9 protein-coding genes are annotated in these 12,672 nt (G+C 73.4%); 5 read left to right on the top strand and 4 right to left on the bottom strand.

The window, feature by feature from the left end:
* Positions 1-161: 161 nt before the first annotated feature.
* The 3 genes from murJ to ACOWU6_RS04200 all read right to left on the bottom strand — a co-directional run bounded on the left by murJ (position 162) and on the right by ACOWU6_RS04200 (position 5,133).
* Positions 162-1,787: a murein biosynthesis integral membrane protein MurJ gene (gene murJ / locus ACOWU6_RS04210; protein WP_421074830.1), complete on the bottom strand. Its 1,626-nt coding sequence runs from the start codon at positions 1,785-1,787 to the stop codon at positions 162-164.
* Positions 1,780-4,062: a DUF6049 family protein gene (locus ACOWU6_RS04205; RefSeq protein ID WP_421074829.1), complete on the bottom strand. Its 2,283-nt coding sequence runs from the start codon at positions 4,060-4,062 to the stop codon at positions 1,780-1,782. The genes murJ and ACOWU6_RS04205 overlap by 8 nt, the downstream gene beginning before the upstream one ends.
* 93 nt (positions 4,063-4,155) lie before the next feature.
* Positions 4,156-5,133: a LacI family DNA-binding transcriptional regulator gene (locus ACOWU6_RS04200; RefSeq protein WP_421074828.1), complete on the bottom strand. Its 978-nt coding sequence runs from the start codon at positions 5,131-5,133 to the stop codon at positions 4,156-4,158.
* 89 nt (positions 5,134-5,222) lie between these two features.
* Here ACOWU6_RS04200 and galT point away from each other — a divergent pair, with 89 nt between their 5' ends.
* Entirely contained in the window at positions 5,223-6,368 is a 1,146-nt protein-coding gene (gene galT / locus ACOWU6_RS04195) for a galactose-1-phosphate uridylyltransferase (RefSeq protein ID WP_421074827.1), read from the top strand.
* A complete protein-coding gene (gene galK, locus ACOWU6_RS04190; protein WP_421074826.1) occupies positions 6,365-7,561 on the top strand; it encodes a galactokinase in 1,197 nt (398 codons plus the stop codon). The genes galT and galK overlap by 4 nt, the downstream gene beginning before the upstream one ends.
* Before the next feature lie 72 nt (positions 7,562-7,633).
* On the opposite strand, the gene ACOWU6_RS04185 is transcribed toward galK, so the two are convergent.
* Positions 7,634-8,071 carry an Hsp20/alpha crystallin family protein gene (locus ACOWU6_RS04185; RefSeq protein WP_421074825.1) on the bottom strand — a complete coding sequence of 146 codons (438 nt, stop codon included), beginning with the start codon at positions 8,069-8,071 and terminating at the stop codon, positions 7,634-7,636.
* A 181-nt stretch (positions 8,072-8,252) separates the two neighbouring features.
* On the opposite strand from ACOWU6_RS04185, the gene ACOWU6_RS04180 reads away from it, so the two are divergent.
* From ACOWU6_RS04180 to ACOWU6_RS04170, 3 genes are all read left to right on the top strand, one after another.
* Positions 8,253-9,776 carry a DUF7059 domain-containing protein gene (locus tag ACOWU6_RS04180; RefSeq protein ID WP_421074824.1) on the top strand — a complete coding sequence of 508 codons (1,524 nt, stop codon included), beginning with the start codon at positions 8,253-8,255 and terminating at the stop codon, positions 9,774-9,776.
* A gap of 175 nt (positions 9,777-9,951) precedes the next feature.
* On the top strand, positions 9,952-11,379 hold the full coding sequence (locus ACOWU6_RS04175) for a CCA tRNA nucleotidyltransferase (protein ID WP_421074823.1): 1,428 nt from the start codon (positions 9,952-9,954) through the stop codon (positions 11,377-11,379).
* A 105-nt stretch (positions 11,380-11,484) separates the two neighbouring features.
* Positions 11,485-12,669, top strand: a complete 1,185-nt coding sequence (locus tag ACOWU6_RS04170; protein ID WP_282978389.1) for a glycosyltransferase — start codon at positions 11,485-11,487, stop codon at positions 12,667-12,669.
* The last annotated feature ends 3 nt before the right edge of the window (positions 12,670-12,672 follow it).

Raw genomic sequence — 12,672 nt, 5'->3', positions numbered from 1 at the left:
GAGGCGCTCGCACCGCGCCGATAGCGTCGGAGGCGCCCGCGTTCCGCGGGTGCTCCGCTCGGGCGACCCCAGCGCCCGGAGCCGCACCGGCAGGCGTCCCCAGCGCTCCGGTGACCGCCTGCGGCGGGCGCGCCTCGGAACGCGCCCGCCGCAGGTGAGCGTCAGCGCCTGAGCCGCGCGCGGATGAGCTGCGTGACGGACTTCAGCTCGGGTGAGCGCAGGACCGCGAGGGCGACGACGTAGACGAGCGCCGTGGCGCCGCCGATGAGGATGCACCCCGCGATCGCCTGCGCGATGCCGTCGAGCATCCATCCCCCGGCGCCGCCGCACAGGAGGTACACGCCGACGCCCGCACCGGCGGCGGGGAGGGCGGCCAGCGCGAAGCGCAGCAGGGCCCGGAGCGAGACGCCGAGGCCGAGCGGCCCGAGACGACGCCGGAGGAGCCAGGTCGCGAGCACGACCTGCGCCGTGCTCGACAGCGACTGCCCGGTGGCCACCGCGGCGGTGAGGTAGGGGCGCAGCTCGTCGGTCGAGAACACGAGGATCGAAGCCGTCGCGAAGGTCACCGACAGCGCGCCCTGGAAGACCGTGAACCAGAACGGCGTCCGCGTGTCTCCGTAGGCGTAGAACGTGCGCTGCACGACGAACTGGACCGCGAGCGGGACGAGCCCGATGAGGAATCCGATGAGCACGAGGGAGGCCTCGACCGCCTGCTCCCCGTTCTCGGTGAAGATCCGGGCGACGGGCGCCGCCGCCGCCATGACGGCCGCCGTGGCGAGCACGCAGAGGAGCCCGAGCATCCGGATGGCCCGGCCGATGTCGGCGCGCACCTCGTCGTCGCGCCCGGCAGCCGCGTGCTCGCTGAGCTGGGTGAAGTAGGGGGTGCCGATCGAGAGGACGATCACCGAGTACGGGAGCATGAACACGAGCCACGACGTGAACCAGACGGTCACGGACGCCTGCCCGGACGCGTCCGAGATCGTGCTCTGCTGGTACATCGACACGAGCTGGCCGATGACCATCATGAGGAACGTCCAGCTCGTGAGGCTGCCGACCTCGCGCAGGCCCATGCCGCGCCAGCGGAAGTCGGGGCGGATGCTCAGCCCCGTGCGGCGCCAGAAGAACAGCAGGACGAACATCTGGGCGACGATGCCGAGCGTCGCGACGCCGCCGAGGAGCGCCACCTTGGGGAGGTTCCAGCCGCCGTCCGCGGTCGTCCACTGCGCGAGGGACGACTGATGGCCGCCGAACACGGCGATGAACACGCCGAATCCGGCGATCGAGACGACGTTGTTGACGATCGGCGCCCACGCGTACGGGCCGAACACGCGGCGCGCGTTGAGCGTCTCGCCGAGCAGCGCGAACATGCCGTAGAAGAAGATCTGCGGCAGGCACCAGTAGGCGAAGGCGACGGCGAGCGCGATGGTGTCGGGGTCGAACCGGGCGCCGTACAGCCAGATGAGCGGCCACACGAGGATCATCGCGAGCACGCTCGCGCCCGCAAGCAGCACACCGCCCAGCGTCATGAACTTCGAGATGTGCGAGGCCCCGCCGTCCTCGCGCGCGCTCCACCTCACGATCTGCGGCACGATCACGGCCGTCAGGACGCCCGTCGAGATGATCATGAAGATGTTGTTCGGCAGCTGGTTCGCCGCCGTGAACGCGTCGGAGGCGTTGCCGAACGAGCCGACCGCCGCGATGAGGACGATCGAGCGCACGAGACCCGTGACCCGCGAGGCGAGCGTCCCGGCCGCGATCATGGCGCTGGAGCGGCCGAGGCTAGTCATCCGATGCGTCCCTCTCCCCTGCGGGCGGGCCATCCGCGCCCTCCGCCGTCGCGGCATCCGCATCGGCGCCATCCGGCGTCGTGCCATCCGCCGTCGCGCGGTCGGCCATCCGCCGGCGGCGCCGGAGCACCGTGCGGATCACGCCGCCCACGACGAGCAGCACGATGATCGCGACGAGCACGGCGATGCCGATGCGCTCCCACTCGGCGCGCACGGTCACGTCCATGGTCTGCACGCCGCCGATCTGCTCGCCCGATGCCGTGAACAGCGAGACCGCGAGCTGCACCTCGCCGCTTCCGACGCGCGCCTCGACGGGGATCTCGACGCGCGGGTTGCTGCCCGCCGGCACCTGCACCTCGATGCGCTCCTGCACGTCGAGGCGCACGTTGTCGGGCTGCACCTCCAGCACGACCGTGATGGGCCACGCGAGGCTGTTGCGCACCCAGACCGGGAGCGGCGCCTCGGCGCTCAGCAGCTGCACCTGGTCGGACACCGTGACGCCGATGCCGTCGACGCGCTGAGCGGTCAGCTCGGCGTGCGCGCCGATGGCCTCGCGCCAGCGGTCGGGGTCGTCGGTCCATCCGACGCCGAGCAGCTGCAGGGCCTCGGCGCGCGCCTGGCCCGTGAGCAGCTCGGGCTCGTCGAGCGCCGACGCCATGTGCGCGAGGCCCGGCTCGGCGGCCGTGAAGGCCGAGACCGCCGCGGTGCGCTCCGGCTCCGGCGCGACCTCGGACACCGTGACGGGCTGCGCCTCGGCCTCGAGGACGTCGGTGAGCGGCACGGCCTCGACCGACGCATTGCGGGTGACGCTCTCGATGGCGTCGCGCAGGCTCTCCTCGGTGCGGATGGCCGTGGGCGCCTCCGCGTCGTCGGCCGGGTAGGCGGGGCGGTCGAGCGCCACGAGGAGCGGAGCTCCTCCGGTCTCGTGCGCCGCGAACCACAGCTCCGCGGAGGCCTCGACGAGATCGTCCTCGTGCGCGCTCTGGTCGAGCGCGGCGGCGCTGAGCACCTCGGAGATGGCCTCGTCGTACACGAGCGCGCCCTCGGCGCGCGCGGGCACGGCGGCTCCTTCTGCTCCCTCGGCGGTCGACGTCGAGGGGATGAGCGTGGTCGCTCCCTCCACGGCGAGAGCGGACACGACGTCGGGCCCCGCGGAGCCCTCGGCCGGCCAGTACACGCGCGCCGCCTCCTCGCCGATGGAGAGGAGCTCCTCGAGGGAGGGGTAGGCGGGCTCATCCGGCGCGGCGGGCTCCTCCTCCGCGGCGGGCGTGGCCGACGGCGTCGGCTCCGGTGCCGCGAAGTTCTCGCCGCTCTCGAACGCGCGCAGGCTCGTGGGCGCGAGCGGCGCCGTGAGGCCCGCCTGGATCTGCGGTGTCACGTCGGCGTCGCCGAACTGGAGGGCGAAGCGCTCGTTGGGCAGCTCCTCGAGCCGCTCGAGCCACTCGAGGGCGGCAGCGGGCGCTGCCGTGCCGAGCGCGCGGATCGCCGCCGGGATGGCCGGATCGACCGCGAGCACGGCCGTCGTGCCGGCGACGGCCTCGAGCGCCTGCGACAGCGCGCCGTCGGGGCCGGTCAGGGTGCCGATCTCGTCGGCGGTGAGGAGTCCCGCCGCGGTCGGCGGCGCGGTGATCGGGACGATGACCGAGACCGGCGCGCGCTCGCCGTCGGCGACCACGACGACGCTGCGGCCCTCGATCGCGGACGCGCCTGCGCCGAGCGTCGCGCGCAGCGGGTAGACGCCGGCTGCGAGGCCCTCGAGGCCGGCGACATCCGCCGCGACCGAGAGCTCCTCGGTCGCGCTCGCGCCTCCGCCGACCTCGTCGACCGGTGCGGTCTGGAGCGTCGCGAAGTCTCCGTCGGCGTCGCCCGACGTCAGCCAGGCGTCCAGCGCGGCGCGGTCGCCGAGTGCCGAGCGCGCGATGTCGAGGCGGAGCGTGCCCGCCGGCAGCGCCTCCGCGCCGGGGTTGGCGATCGTCGCCGTCGCGTTCAGGGCGGCACCGGCGCCGAGCACTCCCTGCTGCGCGGGGAGGAGCGAGAGAGCGGGCGCCTGGTCGTCGTCGCCGTCCGCGTCTGCGGGGACGCCGCCCCGCGCCTCCTGCCCGCTCTCCTTCGGAGCCGTCACGTGGCGGCGGGGCGCATCGGATGGCTCGGAGGTCGCATCGGGGACCGACGCGAGCGCGGGCTGGGCGCCCAGCAGCAGCGCGAGCAGGACCGCGGTCGGCGCGCCCAGACGTCGCAGACAGCTGCGTGCCTCGGCCGTGCGGCGGTGGGTCATGGACATCCTGCTCATCGGGTCGTGCGAGGGCGCACGGGACCGTTCAATCCTACGAACACGGCTGGGCGCGCCCTGCGAGGCGTGCCGCAGTGGTCACCGGGGGCGCAGCGAGCTCTCGCGGACGATGAGGCGCGTCGGCACGATCGTGCGGTCGGCCACGGCGTCGCCCGCGAGCAGCGCGAGGAGCAGGTCGACCGCGGTCGAGCCGAGCTCGTCGAAGTCCTGCGCCACCGTCGTGAGCGGCGGCCAGTAGTCCGCCGCGTCGACGACGTCGTCGAACCCGGCGACAGCGAGGTCGTCGCGCCCCGCTGCGTGGGCGGCGTGCAGGGCGCCGAGCGCCATCTGGTCGTTCGCCGCGAAGACCGCGGTGACCGCGGGGTCCGCGACGAGCTCCTCCGCGAGACCGCGGGCGGTCGCGGCCGTCCAGTCTCCGCGCAGAGGACGCGGCGCGGTCGCGCCCCTCGCCGCGAGGGCGGCGCGCCATCCGCGTTCGCGCTCGGCGGCGGCGAACGAGCCCGCGGGGCCGGCCAGGTGATGCACGGAGGCGTGCCCCTGCGCGAGGAGGTGCGCCGTGGCGCTCTCGGCGCCGCCGGCGTGATCCGACGAGATGACGGTGAACCGCTCGCTCGTGTCGGCGTCGACCGCGACGACGGGGAACCCGGGCTCCGCGGCCTCGTGGATGCTCGGTGTCGCCTCGTTGAGGACGACGGCGCCGTCGACGCCGTGGTCGGCGAGCGCCGCGAACGCCGTGTCGGCGCGCTCGGCGTCCTCCGAGAGCGTCACCACGAGGACGGCGTGGTCCCGGGCCGACGCGGCCTGCGTGACGGCCTCGAGCATGCGGGTGTTGCCGACCGAGGCCAGCGTGCGCACGACGACGCCGATCGTGCGGGTGCGGCCGGTCCGCAGGGCGCGCGCGGTGCGGTTCGGCCGGTAGCCGAGCTGGGCCATGGCCGCCTCGACCCGCGCGCGGGTCGCCGGGTCGACGCGAGGAGATCCGTTGGCGACGCGCGAGACGGTCTGGCCCGAGACCCCGGCGAGTCGGGCGACGTCGGCGGCCGACACCTGCGCCATGGGGTCTCCCTTCTCCTGCGACCCACTTTGCACTACCATCCATGTTGACGTCAACACGCGCGGCATCGCGCAGGAACGGAGGAGCCATGGTGGCACCGGGGACGACGCTGGGCGCCGGCGTGGTCAAGCGCGTCGCGCGTCTCGCCGACGGGCGCGAGCTCATCTACTACGACGACCCGGGCACGACGCTGCCCGAGGAGCGGCGCATCGACGAGCGCGAGCTCGGTCCGCGGCCCGAGACGGCGACGATGCGTCGCGACGTGCTCACGGGCGACTGGATCTCGGTCGCCGCCGCGCGCCAGAACCGGGCGTTCCTGCCGCCGGCCGAGCTCGACCCGCTCGCCCCGCAGACGCCGACGAACCCGTCGGAGGTGCCGAGCCTCTACGACGTCGCGGTCTTCGAGAACAAGTCGCCGTCGTTCGGCCCGGCACTCGACGTCGCCACGGGAGACGCCCCCGCCGCCGTCGACCCGCCGCTCGGCCTCGACGACCTCGACGCGCCGGGGCTCGGCCGCAGCCGCACGTCGGTCGGCCGCTGCGAGGTCGTGTGCTTCAGCCCCGAGCGCGAGGGCTCGTTCGGCACGCAGACGGAGACCCGGGCTCGGACCGTCATCGAGGCATGGGCAGACCGCACCGCCGCGCTCTCGGCCCTGCCGGGCATCCGCCAGGTCTTCCCGTTCGAGAACCGGGGCGAGCAGATCGGCGTGACGCTGCACCATCCCCACGGCCAGATCTACGCGTACCCCTACATCACGCCGCGCACGAAGCTCCTGCTGCAGGCCATCGAGCGCGAGGGCGCCGATCTGTTCGAGAGGATCATCGCCTTCGAGCAGCAGGGCCCCCGCGTCGTGCTCGAGGCCGAGCACTGGATCGCCTACGTGCCGTTCGCCGCGCGATGGCCCGTCGAGGTGCACCTCGCGCCGCGGCGCCACGCCCCCGACTTTGCCGCTCTCACGGACGCCGAGCGCGACGAGCTCGCCTCGGTGTACCTGCGTCTGCTGCAGGGCGTCGACCGTCTCTACGACACCCCCACGCCGTACATCGCGGCGTGGCATCAGGCGCCCGTCGACGTCGCGAGGGACACGGTGCGGCTGCACCTGCAGCTCACCTCGCCGCGTCGCGCGGCCGACAAGCTCAAGTACCTCGCCGGATCGGAGGCCGCCATGGGAGCGTGGATCGGGGATGTCCCGCCCGAGCAGACCGCAGAGCGACTGCGCGAGGCGGTGGGGGCATGACCGCGCAGCACGAGGCGATCGACCTGCTCCGCTCGCTCACAGGCGGAGAGCCGGTGGGCGTCTGGTCGGCGCCGGGGCGCGCCAACCTCATCGGGGAGCACACCGACTACAACGAGGGCTTCGTGCTCCCGTTCGCGATCGAGCACCGCACGTATGCCGCGGTCGGCATGCGAGGCGACCGCATTATCCGGGTCATCTCGACCCTCGACCGGGCCCCGTTCGAGCTGTCGATCGACGCGCTCGCGGCCACCTTCGACGGCGCAGCGGGTCACGCCGTGCAGAGCGGATCGGTGCCCGAGTGGGCCGCCTATCCCCTCGGCGTCGCCTGGGCCGCCCTCGCGGCGAGCGGGCGCAGCGCGTCGGACGTCGGCGGCCTCGACATCGCCCTCGCATCGGACGTGCCGGTCGGCGCGGGACTCTCCTCGTCGGCGGCGATCGAGGGGGCGACGGCGTCGGCACTCAGCGATCTGTGGGAGCTCGGGCTCGACGGCCTCTCGATCGCGAAGATCGGGCGGACGGCGGAGAACGAGGCGGTCGGCGCGCCGACGGGCATCATGGACCAGGTGTCGTCGACGCTCGGCCGGCCCGACGCCGCGACCTTCCTCGACTGCCGGACCCTCGCGACGGAGTCCGTCGACCTCGGCTTCGCCCGGGAGGGGCTCGCCCTGCTGGTCATCGACACCCAGGTCACGCACGCGCACTCGACGGGCGGCTATCGCGAGCGCCGGGCCTCGTGCGAGAAGGGCGCGGCCGACATGGGCGTGCCCTCGCTGCGCGACCTGTCGGTCGACGACCTCGCGCGCGCCGAGGAGACGCTCGACGAGGTGACCTTCCGCCGGGTGCGGCACATCGTGACGGAGAACCAGCGTGTGCTGGACACCGTCGCCACGCTGCGCTCGGCCGGGCCGCGGGCCATCGGCGACCTCCTCGTCGCGTCGCACGCGTCGATGCGGGACGACTTCGAGATCTCGGTCCCCGAGCTCGACACCGCCGTCGAGGCCGCGCTCGCGGCGGGTGCGATCGGCGCGCGCATGACCGGCGGCGGCTTCGGCGGCGCGGCGATCGCGCTCGTGGACGCCGATCGGGTCGACGTCGTCGCCGAGGCGGCCCGTGCGGCCTTCGCGGAACGCGGCTTCCGGGCGCCGCACACCTTCACGGTGACGCCGTCGGAGGGCGCGCGTCGCGACGCATAGCCAGCGCATAGGGAGAGGGGCAGATGCGATCGCATCTGCCCCTCTCCCTCTGCGCGCGGATGATCCGGGGGATCAGGAGGTGAGCTCGGGGGCCGTCAGCGTCTGGCTGCTGTCGTCCGAGCGCTGCACCTCGATCTTGCGCGGCTTCGCCTTCTCGCTGATCGGGATGAGCACGCTCATCACGCCGTTCTCGTAGGTCGCCGTGATGCGCTCGGTATCGATGCCCTGGCCGAGGTTCAGCTGACGCATGTACGCGCCCGTCGGCCGCTCGCGCGTGATCCACTTCACGCCCTCTTCGCTGCGGCCCGTCCGCTGCGCGCGGATGGTCAGGAGCTGGCCGTCGACATCGATGTCGACGCTTCCGGGATCGATGCCGGGAAGGTCGGCGCTCAGCACGTAGTGGTCTCCGTCGCGGTAGAGATCCATCGGCATGAGGCGGGGGCCCTGGCGGTCGAAGAGCTGCTCGGCCACCCGGTCGAACTCACGGAACGGATCGAAGAACATCGCCATCGTGATCGTCCTCCTCTGTTCGCTCGGCGCTGTTCGCAACATCACCTTGAGTCGTATCGACTCATGTTTCAAATTAGCACTCTCAGGGGGAGAGTGCTAAAAGTGCGCTGTGAGCTCCCTTCGAGCTCGCTCGGAGCGGCGCGGGGAAGCGGATGACACGAGCGCGCGGTTGAATGGTCGGGTGAGCCCGCACCCCGATCCCGCCCTGTGCCGCGACCTCGCCGCCGACCTCTCGGGCGCCCGGTTCCGATCCGAGGCGCTGCGCGCGATGTGGGGAGTCGAGGCCGATGACGCGATCGGGCGCGGGCTCCGCGCCCCCGCCCTCCGGGCCATCCGCGAGCGCGACGACGCGCTCGCCGTCCTCGCGCGGCTGCTCGTCTTCGGCGTCGGGCAGCCGCTCGCTGCGGTCGACGCCGCGCTCCCCCGGGTCGGCGCCAGCGGGCTCGTCGCACTCGGACTCGCCGCGGTCGACGCCGACGTGGTCGCGCCGCTCGCGGTCATCCGCCCCCAGTCCTTCCACGACGACCGCGGTCCGGGCGAGTGGCTGCTCGCGAGCGATCTCGACGAGATCGCCCTGGGCGGGGGCGCGCTCGCGGAGGATCACGTGCTCGGCGCGGGCGGAGCATCCCTCACGCTGGCCGGTCTGCAGCTTCCGACTGCCGTGCGGACGGTCCTCGACCTCGGCACGGGGTGCGGCATCCAGGCCCTGCGCGCCCGTCGCTTCGCCGACCGGGTCGTCGCGACGGACATCTCCCGGCGCGCCCTCCGCTTCGCGGAGCTGAATGCGGCGCTCGCGGGCGCGACGGGCATCGAGACGCGGGCCGGGTCGCTGTTCGACCCCGTCGCCGGGGAGGTGTTCGACCGCATCGTGTCGAATCCGCCGTTCGTCATCACGCCGCGGGTCACGGGCGTGCCCGCGTACGAGTACCGCGACGGCGGGCTCGTCGGCGATGCGCTCGTGCAGCAGGTCGTCGCGGGCGTCGGCCGCCACCTCGCTCCGGGCGGAACCGCGCAGTTCCTCGCGAACTGGGAGACGAAGGACGGCGTGCCCGGGCTCGACCGCATGCGCGCCTGGGTCGAGGCGTCCGACGTCGCTCTCGAGGCGTGGGTGATCGAGCGCGAGGAGCTCGACCCGATCGCCTACGCCGAGATGTGGATCCGCGACGGCGGCACGGCCCCCGGCAGCCCCGAGCACGACCGACTCCTCGACGCCTGGCTCGACGACTTCTCGGAGCGAGGCGTCACGGCGATCGGCTTCGGCTACGTGCTCCTGAGGAGGGCGGATGGCGCGCCGCGGCTCGCGCGCTATGAGCGCGTCACGCAGGCGATCCCGTCGGAGGGCGCGCTCGGAACGCACCTCGCGGCGGTGCTCGCGGCGCACGACCGCATCGCGCCCCTCGCCGACGCCGAGCTGCTCGCCCTGCACCTGCGGGCGGCGCCCGACGTCACCGAGTCCCGTCACCACCTGCCCGGCGCCGCGGACCCCAGCGTGATCGAGCTGCGTCAGGGCGGCGGCTTCGGGCGGTCCGTGCAGGCCGACCCGGCGCTCGCCGCGCTCGTCGGCGCGTGCGACGGGGAGCTTGCCCTGGGTCAGATCGTCGCGGCGCTCGCGCAGCTGCTCGAGACGGACGAGGACGCGCTGCGTGCGGGGCTCCTGCCCGCCGTCCGCGAGCTCGTCCTCGACGGCTTCCTCGCCCCCGCCTGACCCCGCCCCCGGCCCCGTGGGCCGCGCCCGGCCCCCGGGCCGCCGGGCCCCCCGCCCCGCCCCCCGGGTCCGTGAGACTAGCGCTCGTCGCCGAGACCAGTGCACCGGGCGCTGGTCTCGACGACGGACGCTAGTCTCGAGGGCCGCCCTGCAACCGCCCGGTACCCTGGAAGCCATGCTCAACATGGCCGCCGGTCTCGCGCGCCTCGGCGACCTCGCGGCGTCGCCCGTGGTCGCGACCCTCGCGCAGGCGTTCGCCGATGCGGGCCACGACCTCGCGGTCGTCGGCGGACCCGTGCGCGACGCCCTCCTCGGGCGGACGACGAACGACCTCGACTTCACGACCGACGCGCGCCCCGACGACATCCTGCGGATCGTCACGCCGGTGTCCTCCGCGCAGTGGGACATCGGCCGGGCGTTCGGCACGATCGGCGCGCGCGTGCAGGGCGAGCAGGTCGAGATCACGACCTACCGGGCCGACAGCTACGACGGCGAGACGCGCAAGCCGACCGTCGAGTTCGGCGACACCCTCGAGGCCGACCTCACGCGACGCGACTTCACGGTGAACGCGATGGCCCTGCGCGTCCCCGACGTGCGGCTCGTCGACCCGACCGGCGGCGTGGAGGACCTCGTCGCGGGCGTCCTGCGCACGCCGATCGATCCGCGGGTCAGCTTCGGAGACGACCCGCTGCGCATGCTGCGCGCCGCCCGCTTCTCAGCGCAGCTCGGCTTCGCGATCGAGGAGGGCACGCTCGCGGCGATCGCCGACCTGCGCGAGACGCTCGCGATCGTGAGCCCCGAGCGCGTCCAGGGCGAGCTGACCCGCCTCCTCCAGACCGACGACCCCGTGCGCGGGCTGCGCGTCCTCGTCGAGACGGGCCTCATCGACCAGTTCCTCCCCGAGATCCCCGCGCTGCGCCTCGAGGTCGACGAGCACCACCACCACAAGGACGTCTACGAGCACTCCCTCACCGTGCTCGCGCAGGCCATCGAGCACGAGCGCGCGCGCCATCCGGACGCCGAGCCCGATGTGAAGCTGCGCCTCGCCGCCCTCCTGCACGACATCGGCAAGCCGCACACCCGCAAGCTCGAGCCCGGCGGAGCCGTCTCGTTCCACCACCACGACCTCGTCGGCGCGCGGATGGCGAAGAAGCGGCTGCAGGCGCTGCGCTACGACGGCGAGACGATCGGCTCGGTCTCGAAGCTCATCGAGCTGCATCTGCGCTTCTTCGGCTACGCCGAGGGGGCGTGGACGGATTCCGCTGTGCGCCGCTACGTGCGCGACGCGGGCGACGAGCTCGAGCGCCTGCACATCCTCACCCGCGCCGACGTCACGACGCGCAACCGCCGCAAGGCCGCGCGTCTCGCGCACGCGTACGACGACATCGAGGCGCGCATCGCGGCTCTCCGCGAGCAGGAGGAGCTCGACGCCATCCGCCCCGACCTCGACGGGAACGAGATCCAGCGGATCCTCGACGTGGGCCCGGGCCCGGTGGTCGGCCAGGCGTACCGGTTCCTGCTCGACCTGCGCCTGGATGAGGGCGCGCTGGGCCCCGAGGAGGCCGAGCGACGGCTGCGCGCGTGGTGGGCCGAGCAGGGCTGAGTCGCGTCGGCACGCCTCACAGTCAGCTCCAAACTGGTGCAATAGGCTCGGGAAGACTTCCCCCAGGCCGCATGGCGCCGCCACGAACTGCACTGTGAGGCATCCGTGACCACTTCCGCGTCCGACCGACTGACCATCCTGCTCGGGTGCGACACGTTCTCGCCCGACATCAACGGGGCGGCCCGGTTCGCGGAGCGCCTCGCCGCGGGTCTCGTCCAGCGCGGACACGACGTGCACGTGAGCGCGCCGAACACGGCGTGGAAGCGCACGGCGCCGCGCACCGAGGTCATCGAGGGCCAGCCGATGACCCTGCACCGGCTGCCGTCGGTGCACCTGTGGTGGCACGAGTGGCTCCGATTCGTGTGGCCGTGGCGCTCGAAGCACTACGCGCGCCAGGTCCTCGACGCCGTGAAGCCCGACGTCGTGCACATCCAGTCGCACATCGTCATCGGCCGCGGCCTCGCCCGCGAGGCGCGCAAGCGCGGCATCCCCGTGATCGCCACGAACCACGTGATGCCCGAGAACATCGTCGACTCGACGAAGCTGCCGCCCGCCCTCAACCGCCTCCTCGTCAAGCTCGCGTGGGACGACGCCAAGCGCACGTTCGACCTCACCGCGGCGGTCACGACCCCGACGCGCAAGGCCGCCGACTTCCTCGAGGCGACGATCGACATCGCCGGCGTCATCCCCATCAGCTGCGGCATCGACAAGTCGCAGTACACGGCCGACCTCTCTCCCCGCACGGAGAACCGCGTCGTGTTCGTGGGGCGCATCACGACCGAGAAGCACGTGGACGTGCTCCTCCGCGCGATCGCGCGTCTCGATCCCGCCCTCGACGTCAAGCTCGACCTCGTCGGCGACGGCGACCAGCGCCCGCTGCTCGAGCGGCTCGCCGACGAGCTGGGGATCGCCGACCGCGTGACGTTCTTCGGCCACACGACCGACGAGGTGCTGCGCGACGCGCTCACGCGCGCCTCGGTGTTCGCGATCGCCTCGATCGCCGAGCTGCAGTCGATCGCCACCATGGAGGCCATGGCGTCCGGTCTGCCCGTCGTGGCGGCGAACGCGGTCGCACTCCCGCACCTCGTGCACGAGGGCGAGAACGGCTATCTCTTCGAGCCGGGCGACGTCGACGCGCTCGCGGCGCGGCTGACGGATGTGCTCACCGCGGCTCCCGAGGAGCGCGAGCGCATGCAGAGGGCATCCCTGCGGATGGTCGAGGCCCACGACATCACGCGCACGCTCGACACGTTCGAGGCGCTGTACCGGGGCGAAGCGCTCCCCGCCTGACGC

The organism is Microbacterium sp. SA156, assembly GCF_049065455.1.
GTDB classification, from domain to species: domain Bacteria; phylum Actinomycetota; class Actinomycetes; order Actinomycetales; family Microbacteriaceae; genus Microbacterium; species Microbacterium barkeri.
This window is presented reverse-complemented; position numbering and strand designations above follow the sequence as displayed.

Coding starts and splice junctions, on each gene's coding strand:
- ACOWU6_RS04200 (WP_421074828.1), bottom strand. CDS start 5,133: ATGGCGCAGGTGTCGGCCGCCGACGTCGCCCGACTCGCCGGGGTCTCG.
- ACOWU6_RS04205 (WP_421074829.1), bottom strand. CDS start 4,062: ATGACCCACCGCCGCACGGCCGAGGCACGCAGCTGTCTGCGACGTCTG.
- murJ (WP_421074830.1), bottom strand. CDS start 1,787: ATGACTAGCCTCGGCCGCTCCAGCGCCATGATCGCGGCCGGGACGCTC.
- ACOWU6_RS04185 (WP_421074825.1), bottom strand. CDS start 8,071: ATGGCGATGTTCTTCGATCCGTTCCGTGAGTTCGACCGGGTGGCCGAG.
- galK (WP_421074826.1), top strand. CDS start 6,365: ATGACCGCGCAGCACGAGGCGATCGACCTGCTCCGCTCGCTCACAGGC.
- ACOWU6_RS04175 (WP_421074823.1), top strand. CDS start 9,952: ATGCTCAACATGGCCGCCGGTCTCGCGCGCCTCGGCGACCTCGCGGCG.